The sequence below is a fragment of the Biformimicrobium ophioploci genome (assembly GCF_030270605.1).
Lineage (GTDB): Bacteria > Pseudomonadota > Gammaproteobacteria > Pseudomonadales > Cellvibrionaceae > Biformimicrobium > Biformimicrobium ophioploci.
The window spans coordinates 455,107-470,908 of sequence record NZ_BSYJ01000004.1; the positions used below are offsets into that span (position 1 = coordinate 455,107).

Annotated in this window: 9 protein-coding genes; 7 read left to right on the forward strand and 2 right to left on the reverse strand. The window is 60.7% G+C overall.

What is annotated here, in order from left to right:
* The 5 genes from thiL (at window position 1) to QSJ80_RS11780 (ending at window position 6,831) form a co-directional block, all read left to right on the forward strand.
* Entirely contained in the window at window positions 1-969 is a 969-nt protein-coding gene (thiL, locus tag QSJ80_RS11760) for a thiamine-phosphate kinase (protein WP_285764647.1), read from the forward strand.
* A gap of 59 nt (window positions 970-1,028) precedes the next feature.
* Window positions 1,029-1,517 carry a phosphatidylglycerophosphatase A family protein gene (locus QSJ80_RS11765; RefSeq protein ID WP_285764648.1) on the forward strand — a complete coding sequence of 163 codons (489 nt, stop codon included), beginning with the start codon at window positions 1,029-1,031 and terminating at the stop codon, window positions 1,515-1,517.
* Window positions 1,518-1,599: 82 nt separating this feature from the next.
* On the forward strand, window positions 1,600-2,205 hold the full coding sequence (gene ribA, locus QSJ80_RS11770) for a GTP cyclohydrolase II (RefSeq protein WP_285764649.1): 606 nt from the start codon (window positions 1,600-1,602) through the stop codon (window positions 2,203-2,205).
* Window positions 2,206-2,353: 148 nt separating this feature from the next.
* Window positions 2,354-5,080: an HTH-type transcriptional regulator MalT gene (gene malT, locus QSJ80_RS11775; RefSeq protein WP_285764650.1), complete on the forward strand. Its 2,727-nt coding sequence runs from the start codon at window positions 2,354-2,356 to the stop codon at window positions 5,078-5,080.
* Window positions 5,081-5,208: 128 nt separating this feature from the next.
* The gene (locus tag QSJ80_RS11780) at window positions 5,209-6,831 is read left to right on the forward strand and encodes an alpha-amylase family glycosyl hydrolase (protein ID WP_285764651.1); all 1,623 of its coding nucleotides are present in this window, start codon (window positions 5,209-5,211) and stop codon (window positions 6,829-6,831) included.
* 139 nt (window positions 6,832-6,970) lie between these two features.
* On the opposite strand, the gene QSJ80_RS11785 is transcribed toward QSJ80_RS11780, so the two are convergent.
* Together QSJ80_RS11785 and pulA are read right to left on the reverse strand one after the other, a co-directional pair.
* Complete coding sequence (locus QSJ80_RS11785) at window positions 6,971-7,870, reverse strand: aldo/keto reductase (protein ID WP_285764652.1); 900 nt, start codon at window positions 7,868-7,870, stop codon at window positions 6,971-6,973.
* A gap of 14 nt (window positions 7,871-7,884) precedes the next feature.
* Window positions 7,885-11,379, reverse strand: a complete 3,495-nt coding sequence (gene pulA, locus QSJ80_RS11790; RefSeq protein ID WP_285764653.1) for a pullulanase-type alpha-1,6-glucosidase — start codon at window positions 11,377-11,379, stop codon at window positions 7,885-7,887.
* 197 nt (window positions 11,380-11,576) lie between these two features.
* On the opposite strand from pulA, the gene QSJ80_RS11795 reads away from it, so the two are divergent.
* On the forward strand, window positions 11,577-13,415 hold the full coding sequence (locus QSJ80_RS11795) for a glycoside hydrolase family 13 protein (protein WP_285764654.1): 1,839 nt from the start codon (window positions 11,577-11,579) through the stop codon (window positions 13,413-13,415).
* Complete coding sequence (locus tag QSJ80_RS11800) at window positions 13,412-15,790, forward strand: glycoside hydrolase family 31 protein (RefSeq protein ID WP_285764655.1); 2,379 nt, start codon at window positions 13,412-13,414, stop codon at window positions 15,788-15,790. Before QSJ80_RS11795 ends, QSJ80_RS11800 begins: the two co-directional genes overlap by 4 nt.
* The last annotated feature ends 12 nt before the right edge of the window (window positions 15,791-15,802 follow it).

Genomic DNA, 15,802 nt, shown 5'->3' on the forward strand with positions numbered 1-15,802 from the left:
GTGCCTGCCAGCAAAGAACATACCCTCGGCGAATTTGACCTGATTCGCCGTTTTTTTGCCTCCGAAACAGATGCAGACGGTGTGGTGCAGGGCATCGGCGATGACTGCGCCATCCTGTTGCCGCCACCGGGACAGTTGCTGGCAACCTCGGTGGATACCCTGGTGAGTGAGGTGCATTTCCCGGCAAATGCGGACCCGGCGGACCTGGCAAACCGCGCCCTGCGCGTGAACCTGAGCGACCTTGCGGCCTGTGCGGCACAGCCGCTCTGGTTCACCCTGGCGTTGACACTGCCGGAGCCTGATACCGTGTGGCTGGAAGGTTTCTCCAGGGGCCTGCGGGAAGCCGCGCAGAAATTCGGTATTGCCCTGGTCGGTGGAGACACCACGCGCGGCCCCCTGTGCATCACCATCCAGGTCACCGGTGCTGCGGAGCGTCCCCTGACCCGAGCAGGTGCCCAGCCGGGCGACCTGGTTTACGTGACGGGAGAACTGGGTGCGGGTGCCGCGGCTCTTCCACTGGTGTTGTCCGGGGATGCGGGTGCATCGCACTGGGTGCAAGCGCGCAACGCCTTTTATTACCCGCAGCCGCAACTCGAAGCGGCGGCTTTGATCGCCCCGTTTGCCAGCGCGGCTCTGGATGTTTCCGATGGCCTGCTGGCGGATCTGGGCCATATCTGTGAGCAGAGCGGCGTCGGCGCCGAGGTGCATGCGGAAAAAGTCCCGGTAGCAGAGCTGGCCGCGCAGACCCTGGATCACGATGCGGCACTGGCAATGGCAGTGTCCGGCGGAGACGATTATCAGTTATGTTTTACAGTGCCGGCTCAATCCCGCTCTGAGCTGGAGCGACTGGTAAGCGCGGGTGTGCTCGAGGCAACGGAAATTGGCCGGGTGATTGAAGGTAATGCAGTGCGCATGCTGAAAAGCGGTGCCGAGTGGCAGCCACCGGCGACCGGCTACACGCATTTCTGAGACAGCTTGCCTATAAAGAGCCCGATACAGGACGTAACAACAATGACAAAACAACAACAATGACCAAGCAGAATACCCCTACGTTCGGCCAGTTACTTCGGGACCCCGTCATGCTACTGGCGTTCGGGTTTGGCTCGGGGCTGGTGCCCAAGGGGCCCGGCACTGCCGGTACCCTGGCGGCCATCCCGCTGTGGCTGCTGATTGCCGGGCTGAATCCCGCCTGGTACCTGCTGGTGCTGGTGGCGACTGCGCTGCTGGGCATCTATCTGTGTGGCGCCGCTTCGCGCAAGCTCGGTGTGCACGACCACGGCGGCATCGTCTGGGACGAGATGGTGGGCTACTGGATCACCATGTTTATGGCGCCTGCCGGCTGGGGCTGGGCGCTGTACGGTTTTGTGCTGTTCCGGATATTCGATATCGCCAAGCCCTGGCCAATCGGCTGGCTCGATCGCCGGGTACATGGCGGTGCTGGTATCATGCTGGACGATATTGTGGCGGCGTTGTTTGCCGCTGGCATACTGCAGCTGACCGCTGCATTTATGCTTTAAGCTGGCCCGCGCTCAGGTGCGGGTGAAAACTTCCGGGTCTGGCCTTAGAATACGCGCCGCCGGATTTGACTGAGGTTTTATTTTGACCGTTCGTTACGTAGAGTCTTCCAAGTTGCCCACCCCCTGGGGCATGTTCGAGATGCACGGATTCGAGGATACCGAATCTGGCAAGGAGCATGTTGTACTGACCATGGGTGATGTGGGCACCGACGAACCGGTCCTGGCGCGCATTCACTCTGAATGCCTGACCGGCGATGCGCTGTTCTCGCTGCGCTGTGACTGCGGTGCACAGCTGCAACACGCGCTGCACCGTATTGCCCTGGAGGGTCGCGGTGCAGTGTTCTACCTGCGTCAGGAAGGCCGTGGTATAGGCCTGCTGAACAAGATCAAGGCCTACCACCTGCAGGATTGCGGTGCCGATACTGTCGAGGCCAATGAGGCCCTCGGTTTCGGGGCCGACATGCGCGATTACACCATTCTCAAGCCGATGCTGGAGCATCTCGGCATCCAGTCCCTCAAGTTGATGACCAACAACCCGCGCAAGGTAAAAGCCCTGGAAGCCATGGGCATCTCTGTTACCGAGCGCCTCGCTCACCAGACCGGGCGCAACCCCCACAACGTCAAGTACCTGGAAACCAAGAAAGGCAAGCTGGGTCACCTGCTTCAGGACGACGGCGGCGAAGACTGACCCGGTCCAGTCCAGTCCAGAGCTGGCAGGGGATGCCTCGTCAGCCGCAGTGATCCGTGGCAAAATTGAGCAACTTTGCAGTCTTGTGTTGTGCGGCTGCACAATTCAGGGGGGCGCATTGCCGGCCCCAGATTGATACAGGATCGCAATGCTGCTCACTTCCAAACTCAGCCTGCCCGACATCCCGGAAACCTTCCTGGAGAGGCAACGCCTGCGTGAGCAGTTATCCAGTTGCAGTTGCGACCAGCTGGTGCTTATCACGGCGCCAGCAGGGTATGGCAAGACCAGCCTTGTGGCAGACTGGGTTGCCACGCTCGAGCACCCGGTGGCCTGGCTGTCACTGGACAAGGCGGACAACGAGCCGAGCCAGTTTTGCCGTTACCTGATTGAAAGTATTCACCTGGCCACCGGCAACGGCGTGCCTGAGTGCCGCAAGATGGTGGCGGCGAACCCCAAGGAAGACCCGACCCTGCTGATGAGCCAGTTGTTCGCGGAGCTGCGCTACCTGAGTAGCGAGTTGCGTATCGTGCTGGACGACTACCACCAGATCGATAACCCCGATGTCCATGAAATCACCCGCTTCCTGCTGCGCCATGCGCCGGCGGGCATTGGCATCGTCATCACCAGCCGCAGCCAGCCGCCGCTCGGGCTCGCATCGCTGCGGCTGCAGGGGCGACTGGCGGAGCTCGACAATCGCGAGCTGGCATTGACCGCAGCGGAAATCGGGGAGATGCTGTCGCAGCGCCTGCCGTTCAGCCTCCGCAGCGACCGGGTCGAACAGGTGTTGCAGATTACCGAGGGCTGGCCGCCGGCGGTACAGTTGCTGGGTCTCACCGTGCGCGATGAGCAGGAGCTGGACAAGACCGTCAAGGACCTCGAGCGCGGTCACAGTCATATCCTCGACTACCTGGCGGAAGAGGTGCTCGAGCGCCTGCCCGAAGACCTGCGCAATTTTCTCGCCAGTACCTGCATCCTTTCCCGAATCAATGCCGACCTTGCCGAATCCCTGAGCGGCCTGCCCAATGGCCAGCAATTGCTGGAGCAGGTAGCCAGCCGCGGCCTGTTCCTGCAGGCGCTGGATTCCAGTCGCGAGTGGTTTCGATACCACCCGGTTTTTGCACGCTTCCTGCAGCGCCAGTTGCTGGACCAGGATAAATCCCGTGCGCTGCACCTGAAGGCCAGTGACAGCTGGCAGGCGGCCGGGCAGCACATGGAAGCCCTGCGTCATGCGCTGCGGGCCGGTGACCCCGAGCGCGTGCAGGAGTTGCTTCAGGCCAGCGGTGAATTGTTGTTACGTGAAGGCCAGCACCGGATGCTGGGTGAGTGTTTCGAGTGGCTGGGGGAGGATGCGCTCAAGCGCAGTGCCCATTTCACCCTGCTGGCGGCCAAGCTGGCGCGCGACCAGTACGAGTATGACAAGGCCGAAAAACTGCTGGCCAGCGCCGAGAGCTGGCTGACCCGGCACGACCGGGAACAGTGGGCCCGGCACGATGGCGCGTTCGCCACGGTGCGGGCCCAGGCCGCCGTGGCCAGGGGCAACACCCTGGCGGCGGTGGAATATGCCAGCGCGGCGCTGGAGCAGTTGCAGCCAGAACAGACGGGTGAGCGTATCAGTGCACTGCTGGTCACAGGCGAGGCGAGTTTCTGCCTCGGTGAACTGGCCCAGGCACAGGCGCACATGGAAGAGGTAGAAGGCCTCGCCCATTCCGAGGCGGATTATCCCAGCGAGGCCTGGGCGCTGTGCCAGCAGACCGAAATCGCCATCGCGAGCGGCAAGCTGAAAAAAGCCACGCTGCTGCAGAAAAAAGCCCACAAGCTGGTGGAAGAACACCATCTGGGCGGCCTGCCGATTGCCGAGTTTATTTCCCGTCTGGCCGCACAATTGCAGTGGGAAAGTTTTGACCTGGAGGCAGCCGGCAACTCTGCGCGTCGCGGCATGCAGATCAATCGTAAGGTGGGCGAGCGCTGGCTGTTGCCGGAATACACGCTGTTGCTGAAGATCGCCTGGGCGCGCGGGGAGAAAGAAGAATGCGAGGAGTGGCTGGCGCGCATAGACCAGCTGCTCAGCAGTGAACGTTACCACCGCGACTGGGTCGCGAACGCCGACTCCACCCGTATGCTGGTATGGCGTGCCCTGCGCGACAATGAGCCCATCGCCGCCTGGCTGGAAAGTGCTGAACCGGTTGCCGACAGTCCCAATAACCACTTTGAGCAGTGCCACGGCCGCAACCATGTACGTGCGCTGGTGGAGCTGGGGCGCTGGTCCGATGCCGGCCGCGTGCTGACCAGGCTGGAGCGCGCCGGCACCCAGTGTGGGCTGGTGACAGACAGCCTGCGCAACAGCATCCTTAGGGCGCAGCTCCAGTGGCTGCAGGAGCAGCGTGACGAGGCGTTGCAAACCCTGCGCGGAGCGCTACAGGTATCGCTGGAAAGCAATTACGTGGCCAGTTTCCTGCAGCTTGGCAAGCTGTTGATCGTCATGCTGAAGGCCCTGTTGCAGGCGGAAGGTGGCGACGTACCGCTGGACGAGGCGCTGCGCGCCCGCGCCGAGCAGCTGGTGAAGGTTGCCCAGCAGATTCCCGAGCTGGATGGTGGGATCAGTATTGAGCTGGACGCGGCGATTATCGAGGAGATCCTGTCCAGCGACGCAGTCCCCGATGTGTTGCGCCACTCGCCGCTGACTCCACGTGAATGGCAGGTTCTCAATGCCATCCACTCCGGCCTGTCGAACGAGCGCATCGCACGGCATTTCAAGGTCGCGCCCAGCACCATCAAGACCCATATCCGCAGCCTCTACCAGAAGCTGGACGTGCGTGACCGGCAGGAGGCGATTGCGCTGGCAGAGCGCATGCTGCGTTCCGTGCAGGACCGCTAGAGAAGCTACCTTGCTCTTCCCCCAATGCTCCTCCCCCCGGGTGGGGGAGGCACGACCCGCCAGTGGTGCCCATAATGTGTACAACTACATTTGTACAAGATCGGCAAGACCCGAATTCAGAGTCGAACATGAGCGGAATCAATCCAGAATGGTGGCGCGCCAGCGTTATCTATCAAGTCTATCCACGCAGTTTTTGTGATGCGAACGGTGACGGCGTCGGTGACCTGCCGGGCATCACCAGCAAACTGGACTATATCCGTTCCCTGGGCGTGGATGCGGTGTGGATTTCGCCGTTTTTCAAGTCGCCGATGGCCGATTTTGGCTACGACGTATCCGATTACCGCGATGTTGACCCGCTGTTCGGCAAGCTCGAGGACTTCGATCGCCTGATCGAGGCCGCCCACGAGCGCGGTATCAAGATCATCATCGACCAGATCCTGAGTCATTCCTCTGACCAGCATCCATGGTTCGAAGAGAGCCGCTCCAGCCGCGACAATGCCAAGGCCGACTGGTACGTGTGGGCCGATCCCAAGCCGGACGGCAGTGTACCGAACAATTGGATGTCCAACTTTGGCGGCAGCGCCTGGCGCTGGTGCACCCGTCGTCGCCAGTACTACCTGACCAACTTCCTGAAAGAGCAGCCGGACCTGAACCTGCACAACCCGGAAGTCCAGGAGCAGCTGCTGGCAGACATGAAATTCTGGCTGGATCGCGGTGTCGACGGTTTCCGCCTGGATGCGATCAACCACGCGTTCCACAACGAGTCGCTGCAGGACAATCCGGCACGCCCCCTGGAGCTGGACAAAAATGGCCAGGTACCGGTGAATACCTACCAGTACCAGTGGCACATTCACGATAAGTCACAGCCGGAAAACCTGGTATTCCTGCAGCGCGTGCGCGAGCTGATGGACCAGTACCCGGATACCGTGACCGTGGGTGAGGTGGGTGACGATAACACCCACAAGATCATGGCCGAGTACACCACGGATAACCGCCTGCACATGGCTTACTCCTTCGACCTGTTGTCCGAGGAATGCAGCGCGGAGTTCCTGCGTGAGACGCTGGCCAAGAACGCAGACGTGATCAACAAGGGCTGGCCCTGTTGGTCCGTGGGCAACCACGATGTGCCGCGCGTGATGTCGCGCTGGAACAAGGGCTTCGAAGGTGAAATGGCGGAGCAGCGCGCGCGCCTGTTCCTGCTGATGCAGCTGGCCCTGCGCGGCAGCGTGTGCCTGTACCAGGGCGATGAGCTGGGCCTGACCGAAGCAGAAATTGCCTTTGAAGACCTGCAGGACCCGTACGGCATCAACCTGTGGCCGGAATTCAAGGGCCGCGACGGTTGCCGCACACCCATGCCGTGGAGCAATGGCGGTGCAGCCAACGCCGGCTTTTCCCCGGTCAAGCCGTGGCTGCCGGTGCCGCAGGAACACGCCGAGAAAGCGGCGAGCCTGCAGCAGGATGACGCCAGTTCCATGCTCAACCAGTTCCGCGCGTTGCTCACGTGGTACAAGCAATACCCCCAGCTGGACGCCGCTGAAATGGAAGTGGTTGAAGAGACCGGCGACCTGCTGGTGTTCTACCGCGAGAATGTGCTCGTGGTACTGAACCTTGGCGCGGACAACTGCAGCTGGACCCTGCCGGAAGGGCAGGTTGTGGCAGAAGATATTACCCCGGCCGGCTTTGCCGGTGTCGTAGACGGTAGCAATGTACAGCTGCCGCCTGCGGGTGCACGCGTGCTGAAGCTCGCGTAACAGTTCCTTTCGTTCTCGTTTGGAATAGGTCGCCTCGCGATCTCTCCCTGGCGATTTCTTTGCCGGCCCACTGGGCCGGCTTTTTTATGCCTGCATGACTTGTAACTAAAGATCGCAAGGTCAGTAGGGAAAAGAAGTACTAATCCACATCGCGGCCGCGGCTGGCTTTGAGGATCTCGAACCAGTGCTCGCGCTCGAGTTCAAAGTTGAGCGCGCCCACCGCTTCCCGCACCCGACTGATCTGGCCGCTGCCGACGATTGGCAGAATTTTCGCCGGGTGGCGCAAGAGCCATGCCAGCGCAATCTGGGACGGGGACGCGTCGTACTCCCGCGCAATACTATCGAGGCAGTCGCGCACGCGTTGCTCCTGCTCCCCCACGCCGGTGAATAGTCGCCCACCACCGAATGGTGACCAGCCCATGGGCACAATCTGGTGCTGCTGGCAGTGGTCCAGCTGGCCGTCGAACAGTGGCTGCGTGTGCAGCACGGAGGCTTCAATCTGGTTGGCCGCCAGCGGACTTTCCAGTCGCGAGGCAAGCAGGTCGGCCTGGTGCGGCAGGAAATTGGACACTCCGATGGCGCGCACCTTGCCGCTTGCCACGAGTCGGTCGAGGATCTCTGCCGTTTCATCCGCGTTCATCAGCGGGTCGGGGCGGTGCAACAGAAGCAGGTCGAGGTAGTCAGTATTGAGTGCGCGCAGGCTGTTCTCAACGCTGTACTCGATGTGCGCGGCACTGGTGTCATAGTGGTTGAGTCTGTGCGGGCGGCCGCTACCGACCAGCTTGATATCGCATTTACTCACCAGCTGGATCTTTTCCCTGAGTGCCGGTGCCTGCTTCAGGACATGGCCGAAAGTGGCCTCGCATTGATAGTCGCCGTAGATGTCGGCGAGATCGAAGCTGGTGATGCCCAGCTCCAGTACTTCTTCTGTGAAACGGAGCCGCGCGTGCGGCTCCATGTTCCAGTCTGTCAGGCGCCACAACCCCATGACCAAGCGGCTGAGGTCCGTATGGCTGCCAGGCAGGCTAATTTTTTCCATTGATACTTCCTGATTCAAGTGTTTCCACGGCGACCGGCGCTCAGGCGGCGAATGCCGCCAAGCCCCGCCAGCAACAGCAGCAGGTGATACAGTGCACCGCCGCCGGAGGATTCCCGCGGGGGCTCTTCCGTTTCGTTGCCGGAGTTGTCGCCACCTGAATTGCTGCCGCCGCTATTACTGCCACCGTTGCTGCCACCCCGAACGACTTCAAATATCGCCGTGGTGCGGGCCGGTACGGTGAAGGTCCCCGTATCCACGGCGTAGGCTGCATTTACGAGGCGGGCGTCAACAGAGTCCTGCTGCAGCGGATGCAACGCATAGTCGCCATTAGCGTAGTCACTGATTGCGATGCTGTGATCCTGCGTGTCGCCATTGAATATGACGACCATTCGCTGTCGTTCGGCGTCGTAGGTGCCGTCAGCATCATCGATCTGCATCACAATCACACCGGGAACCTGGTCCGGTCCGGTATTGAGGAATGATACCGCGTCCTTGATCGCTGTGCCGGTAGGCAGGCGGAAAAGTGCAGAGCTGCTGCGGATTGCCAGGTGTTCGCGGAACATGTCAGACGTAAGCTGCATGGCCTCCTTGCCGGGTACCAGGTCGGGATCTGCTAGCAGCGGCTGCATCATTGTCCAGTTGTCACGGTTCTTGTCAGCGATGGGCAGTCCGCGGCCCCAGCCTGTTTGCTCAAAGCTGAAGTCGAGAATATTGAACCAGTCGCCGGAGTTGTAGCTGTCGCGGTCCATGGATTTGGAGCGCAGGAACTCCTGTCCTGCATGGATAAACGGCACACCCTGTGCGAACAGTACCAGCGAATTGCTGAACGCCTGCATGCGCACGCGTTCCTCCATCGAGGTTTCAGCGGCGGCTTTTATCTGGATACCATCGAACAGTGTCTCGTTGTCGTGCGCGGCGATGTAGTTGATGGACTCCTGCGGGTCATCGACATAGCCGGTGGGCTGGCCGTTGTAGATGAAATCCTTGCCGAGCACCAGATTGCCGCTCGCGTCCTCGAGTTCAAAGTCCTTCAGGTTGCCGGCGAGGGAAATACGCACCTTGTCTGCCAGTGTCAGCAGGGTGGCTTTTTCGTCACCGTTGAACTTGCCGTTCGAGTCCGTAAACAGGCCGTTCCCGAAACCCTGTTCCAGGTAGCCGCCAAACGGGTTACCGCCACGCACCGAGTCGCGGATGCGGTCGTTGAAGGTACCTACGCCGGTACCAGCCATATTGGACTGCCGCGCCTGTACAAAGCGCGCGTCATCGACCACTTCGCCGAAGTTCCAGCCCTCGCCATACAGGTAGATGCTGCTGCCGTCGATACCGTCTGTGGCAGCCGTCAGGGACTGCAGCATGGTCTGTGCGTTCAGGATGTTGGCCTTGGTGTGGTGGCCCATCAGGTCGAAGCGGAAGCCATCCACACGGTAGGCGGTAGCCCAGGTATGCAGGCTGTCCAGCATCAGCTTTTCCATCATGGCGTGTTCGCTGGCGGTGTTCGCACAGCAGCTGCTCATCTCGACGCCGCCGTCTGCATTACGGCGGTGGTAGTAGCCGGGGACGATTTTATCGAGGATGGAGTTGTTCCACTGCCCGAAGGAACTGGTGTGGTTGTACACCACATCCATGACCACGCGCAGGTTGTCCTCTGCCAGTGCCTGCACCATGCCGCGGAACTCGCGAATACGCGTTGGCCCGTTCGGCTGGGTAGAGTAGCTGCCCTCCGGCACGGTGAAGTGCAGCGGGTCATAGCCCCAGTTGAAGCCATCGGCGTCGCGGATCGCGTTGACCTTCTCCTGCTGTATTTCGCTGTCCGGCGCATACACAGAGAGATCCTCGGTCTGGAGTTGGGCGCTGCGGTTTTCATTCACCGTGGCGAAGTCAAATGCCGGCAGCAGGTGGATATGGGTGAGGCCGGCGCCGGCGAGCTGGCGCAGGTGCTGTCGCCCGGTACTTTCCGGGTTCGCAAAGGCTGCGAAGGTGCCCCTCTCCACTTCTGGCACGGCATTGTCGGCAACGCTGAAATCGCGTACGTGCAGTTCGTAGACGGAGATATCTTCGGCCTGTCCCAGTGCGGGCTTCTCTACCGCGTCCCAGCCCTCTGGTTTGAGGTCAGCATCGTTCAGGTTGATCACCTGGCTCAGGCGGCTGTTCTCCGACAGGCTGAGGGAGTAGGGGTCGGTGACGCGGTTGGTTTCCACCTGGCGGCTGAAGTAGGAATACACCTCTACTTCATATTCGTAGTAAGCGCGGTCCCAGCTACTGTCGGTCACTGCCGACCAGGTACCGGTGGCGCCGTCACGTGTGGCTTCGAGTACTGCGTCTGGTATTTCCTGTTGCGGGTCGGTGAACAGGCGCACCTGCACGCGACGCGCGGTGGGTGCCCACAGGCGGAATTCGACATTGCTGTCGCTGACCAGTGCGCCCAGTGGGCCGTCGTCATAGAAGCGGCTGTCCAGCATGCCGGCTAGCTGTAATCCGGTAGCGTCCAGCTGCTTGCCGCTGCCGTCTGCGTGACTGAGCGCCAGCTGATGGCTGGCGACGCTGTTCGCGTCAAAGTCCGCGGGCAGGGCAAAGGCCGAGTAGCCAGCCAGGTGCGGGAACTTGTCGGCAACCGCTTGCGGAATATCGGTCGGGGTGAGCGCGATGCTGCCATCGCTGCTGAGGCCTCCGACGCCAAGAGCGAGGCTGGCGTCTGCACTGTAATGCAGGTGGATCTGGTCGCCGGCACTGGTATCGATATCCCAGAGCAGGGTGTGAGCGTCAACCCAGTGGGCGCGGTCCTTGCTCAGGTCGCCCTTGGGCACGCCATCACCGCTGACTTCGATCGCCTTGCTGGCGGGGTCGAAGGAAAAGTAGACCTCGTCATTGTCGCTCAGGATCGAAAAGGTAATGTTATTGCCATTGTCGCCGTAGCTTTCGTCCCAGCCGCGATTCAGGGCGACCTTGAATTCGTAATTGCCGGCTGGCAACGCGGACGTAGTGAAGGTATAGATGCCATCGCCGTCCGGGTCCTGCATCCAGCTGCGCAGGCACTGCGGCTGCCAGTCACCGGGGCAGCCCAGAAACGCCTGGAAGTTGCCGGCAACGGTGGCGATGGTGCTGTTGCGGCTGTCTGTGATCCAGTGCGTCTCGTGGTCGTAGATGAAGACCACTTCCGCATCGGCACCCAGCTGCAACGGGATATTGTTGCCGTCGCGTACGGCATTAAGGCCGTAGTTCTCGCCCCAGTCGCCATTGAGGGCGGCCTTGTATTCATAATCTCCCGCAACCAGGCTGAATGCCCTGATCCACTTGTCGCTGTCGGCATCGTGGGTAAGCATCGACTCCGCACAATCGGGCTGCCAGTCGCCGCTGCAGCCGAGCTGGCTCTGGATTGTGCCCGGTATGTTTACGCTGGCGGGTGCGGGTGTGTCTGACGCGTTTGCGGTGATTGCGCCGCCGCAAACGAGGGTGAGTGTAAGGATTGAGAGCGCGGATTGCGGTCGCGCGCGAGATGGAAGGTTTTCCACGGTTGGCCCCCAAGGCTGATATCGTTCTGTTTTTATTGGGTTTTTTAGGAAATGAACGCTTTTCCCTGTGTTTGATTAAAATCTCGGGTGCACCAGAGGGGCATCCCACCCTGGCGGGGGGGAGGCATTTAGTTTCAGAGGGGGTAGTCTTGGCGGCGAGAATGGCCGTACCTCTATAACAAAATCAAGGACATCACATGTTGAAACGCCTGTTGTTGCTGTGGACCCTGGCGATTAGCTCCGCCACTGCCGCTACCATCGACCGGGTTGAGCCACCAAGCTGGTGGGTGGGGATGCAGTCTTCGAAACTGCAGTTGCTGGTCAAGGGTGACCAGATCGGATCCCTGGCACCGCAGCTGGATTATCCCGGCGTGACCATCAGCGCCAGCCGCGCAGGCGATGACCGCGATTACCTGTTTATCGACCTGAAAATTTCCGCTTCCGCACAGGCCGGGACCCTACCGCTGCGCTTTATGCAGGGCAATAAAGAGGTGGCCAGCTACGACTACCCGCTGCAGAAACGCGCTGCCGGTTCCGCACAGCGCAAGGGCTTCAGCCCGGCAGATGTGATTTACCTGGTTATGCCGGACCGCTTTGCCAATGGTGACCCGCAGAACGACAAGGTCGATGGCATGCTGGAAGGTCCGGACCGCGATAATATCGGCGGCCGTCACGGCGGCGACCTGCAGGGCATTATCGACCGCCTCGGCTATATCGAGGACATGGGTTTCACCCAGCTGTGGCTGAACCCGGTGCGTGAAAACAACATGCCGGCGTACTCCTACCACGGCTATGCGATGACGGATTTCTACCGCATCGATCCACGCTACGGTAGCAACGAGCTGTATTTCACCCTGTCGCGCGAAGCGCGCAAGCGCGGTATCGGCCTGATCATGGATGTGGTGCTGAACCACTCCGGTTCCGAGCACTGGTGGGCCAGGCAGCCTCCGTTCAAGGATTGGATCAATAACGGCAACCGCTTTGTACCGACCACGCATCGCCGCGAGACCCTGCACGACCCCTACGGCGTGAATGCCGATCGCAGGGGCTTCACCGATGGCTGGTTCGTTAACACCATGCCGGACCTGAACCAGCGCAACCCGTACTTTGCCAACTACCTGATCCAGAACAGTATCTGGTGGGTGGAAAGCGCAGGCCTGAGTGGCATTCGTGTGGACACCTACCCCTACTCGGACAAGCGTTTCCTGGCCGAGTGGAGCCGTCGTGTCATGGCCGAATACCCGCGCCTGAACATTGTCGGTGAAGAGTGGACCACCAACCCGGCGCTGCTGGCCTACTGGCAAAAGGGCAGCCATACGCACGATGGCTATGTTTCCGAGCTGCCGAGCGTGTTCGATTTCCCGCTGCAGGAAGCCGTGGTGAAAGGACTGACCGCAGAGGAAGACCAGTGGAACGGTCTGGTGTACATCTACCGCTCGCTGGTCAACGATTTCCTCTACGGCGACGCCTACAATCTGGTGATTTTCCCGGACAACCACGACAAGAGCCGCATCTATACCCAGCTGGGCGAGGACAAGGCACTGTGGCGCATGGCCATGGCTTTCTTTGCGACCACGCGCGGTATCCCGCAGATCTATTCCGGTACTGAAATCCTGCAGGCAAACCCGGACAGCAACGATCATGGCGTGATCCGCGCGGATTTCCCCGGTGGCTGGGACGGCGACACGGTGGACGCCTTCAGTGGTAAAAATTTGCCACAGGACGTGCGCGAAGCGCAGGAATACCTGCGTGAACTGCTGAACTGGCGCAAGACATCCGCGCCGATTCATAAAGGCAAGCTTGCGCACTACGCACCGGCCGATGGCCTGTACGTGTACTTCCGTTTCCACGGCAAGGAAAAGGTCATGGTCGTGCTCAATAAGAACGACGAGACCACCGAGGTCAACGGCAAGGATTATCCGGAAATGCTGAAAGGCTTCAGCCGCGGCACCGATGCCCTGTCCGGCAAGATTCACAGCCTGAAAAGATTCAGCGTACCGGCCAGGAGCGCGCTGATCCTGGAGCTGGCGCCGTGAGACTGAAAAGCTTTTTCGTGATGCTGGCTTTGGCCACCAGCCTGCCGCTGGTGGCTCAGGATTATGCCGGCCACCAGCTGGACAGCAATGTGCTGCAGATTCGCACGGATGCACCGGATAACACCAGCGTGCGTATCCGCGCGTTGAATGCGCATGCGTTTGAGGTGCATTACAGTGCGGAAGGCGTACGCCAGCTGCCCTCCTATGCGCTCAAGGAAGGCCTGCAAGCCAGCGCTGTGGAACTGCAGGAGCGCGATGACAGGCTGATCGTGGATGCGGGCGCTATCCGTGCGGAAATCCGCAAGGCGCCCCTGCAGATCGCTTTCTACCGCGGTGATGAACTGTTGTTGCGCGAGGAAGCCGGGTTCTTCGCCCACGACACCATGCGCGGTTTCCGCTTTGCACTCTCACCTGGGGAAAAGCTTCTTGGCGGCGGCGAGCGTGTCATGGGTATGGATCGGCGCGGCCAGCGCATGCCGCTCTACAATCGCGCCCACTACGGCTACGAGACCGAATCCGAGCAGATGTATTTCAGCCTGCCGGCGGTGATGTCGGATCGCAAATACCTGCTGCTGTTTGATAATAGCGCCTCGGGTCACCTCGATATCGGCAAGACCGAAGCCGACGTGCTGCAGTTTGAGGCCGTCGCCGGCCGTACCGGTTATGTGGTGGTTGCCGGGGAAAATTATCCGGACCTGATTGGCAATTACACGGCAGTGACCGGCGCCCAGCCGCTGCCGCCGCGCTGGGCGCTCGGCAATTTTGCCTCGCGCTTCGGTTATCGCTCCGAGAAGGAAGTGCGCGAAGTGGTGGCGAAGTTCCGCGAGGAGGACTTCCCGCTCGACGCCGTGGTGCTGGATATTTTCTGGTTCGGTCCCGACATCAAGGGCCATATGGGTACCCTGGACTGGGATCGCAACGCCTTCCCGAATGCGGAGCAGATGATCGCGGACTTCCAGGCCGACGGTATCAATACCATCCTGGTTACCGAGCCGTTCATCCTGACCAGTTCAAAGCGCTGGGATGATGCCGTTGCGGCGGATGTACTGGCGAAGGACCTGGCCGGCAGGCCGAAGACGTTCGACTTCTACTTCGGCAATACCGGTCTGGTGGATGTGTTCGACGAAAAGGCGGCGGACTGGTTCTGGAATATCAACAAGGGCCTGCTTGAGCAGGGTGTGGCCGGTATCTGGGGCGACCTGGGCGAGCCGGAAGTACACCCGTCGGATACCATCCATGCGGTCGGGCCTGCCGATGCCGTTCACAATGCCTACGGGCACAAGTGGGCGCAGCTGCTGTACGAAAACCACGAGCGCGAGTTCGCGGAACAGCGTCCGTTTATCATGATGCGGGCCGGCTTTCCCGGCAGCCAGCGCTTCGGCATGATTCCCTGGACCGGTGACGTAAACCGCACCTGGGGTGGCCTCAAGCCGCAGGTGGAGCTCGCGCTGCAGATGGGCCTGATGGGCTTCGGTTACATCCACTCTGATCTGGGCGGCTTTGCCGGTGGTGAGAAGTTCGATCGCGAACTCTATATTCGCTGGCTGCAGTACGGTGTGTTCCAGCCGGTTTACCGCCCGCATGCGCAGGAGCATATTGCCCCTGAGCCGGTGCTGCATGACCGCAAGACTCGCAATATCCTGCGTGAGTACGTCAAGCTGCGTTACCGTTTGTTGCCCTACAACTACACCCTCGCTTATCAGAATGCTGTCAGCGGCATGCCGCTGATGCGACCGCTGTTTTTCGAGGATGAATCCCTGTTCGACTACACCGATGCCTACCTGTGGGGAGATGCCTTCCTGGTGGCGCCGGTGAAGGAGAGCGGGCTGCGCCGTGTACCGGTCAGACTGCCTGCGGGTGCCTGGTTTGATTTCTGGAGTGGTGAGCGTTACGAAGGCGACCGTGAAATCAGCGTTCGCGTGAAACTCGATACCATTCCGGTGCTGGTTCGTGCAGGCTCGCTGGTGCCGATGGTGGATGCGGTCCGCACGACCCGTGACTACTCCACGGAAAAACTGCAGCTGCACTACTGGGCGGATGAGTCCATGACCGAGTCCAGCGCTGAGCTGTTCGATGACGACGGTCGCACGCACAAGAGCATCGACAAGGGCGAATTTGAACTGCTCACGTTTGGGGCGGATCGCAAAGGTGCCGCGTTGACCCTGTCCATGAAGAAAAGCGGCAAGGGTTTCTCGGGCGCACCGCAGCAGCGCGAAATCTCTGTGACGGTGCATAACTGGCCGCAGGTTCCGGGTGCTGTCCAGTTGGAGGGCGAGCCGGTCGAGTTCGAATACGATCGCAAGCTACGCACCCTGACCTTTACCGTGCAGTGGCAGGGTGGGGCACAGGACATAAAAATTTCGCCGGCAGAATAACAGCGAATAAAA

Excerpts from the sequence above, each read along its gene's own strand:
- QSJ80_RS11780 (WP_285764651.1), top strand. The coding sequence starts at position 5,209 with ATGAGCGGAATCAATCCAGAATGGTGGCGCGCCAGCGTTATCTATCAA.
- malT (WP_285764650.1), top strand. The coding sequence starts at position 2,354 with ATGCTGCTCACTTCCAAACTCAGCCTGCCCGACATCCCGGAAACCTTC.
- QSJ80_RS11795 (WP_285764654.1), top strand. The coding sequence starts at position 11,577 with ATGTTGAAACGCCTGTTGTTGCTGTGGACCCTGGCGATTAGCTCCGCC.
- QSJ80_RS11785 (WP_285764652.1), bottom strand. The coding sequence starts at position 7,870 with ATGGAAAAAATTAGCCTGCCTGGCAGCCATACGGACCTCAGCCGCTTG.
- QSJ80_RS11765 (WP_285764648.1), top strand. The coding sequence starts at position 1,029 with ATGACCAAGCAGAATACCCCTACGTTCGGCCAGTTACTTCGGGACCCC.